General features: G+C 71.7%; 1 pseudogene. It reads left to right on the top strand.

The window, feature by feature from the left end:
- A pseudogene (locus EN852_RS39930) lies at positions 1-286 on the top strand (amidohydrolase/deacetylase family metallohydrolase); the annotation flags it as partial.

The raw sequence follows: 286 nt of genomic DNA on the forward strand, positions 1-286 counted from the left end.
CGGCGGCACCAGCGGGATTGCGCCGGTCGATCTCGCGCTCGAAGCCGCCGACAAGGCCGGCCTGCCGCTGATGGCGCATATCGACGAGCCGCCGCCCGGCCGCTCGGAAGTGCTGCCCAGGCTGCGGCGCGGCGACATCCTCACCCACTGCTTCCGTCCGTTTCCCAACGCCCCGGTCTTCGCCTCCGGCGCGGTGCGGCCGGACATGCGGCTGGCGCGCGAGCGCGGTGTCATCTTCGACATCGGCCACGGCATGGGTTCCTTCGATTTCGAGGTGGCGAAGGCG

It is taken from the genome of Mesorhizobium sp. M2E.F.Ca.ET.209.01.1.1 (genome assembly GCF_004010375.2).
Lineage (GTDB): Bacteria > Pseudomonadota > Alphaproteobacteria > Rhizobiales > Rhizobiaceae > Mesorhizobium.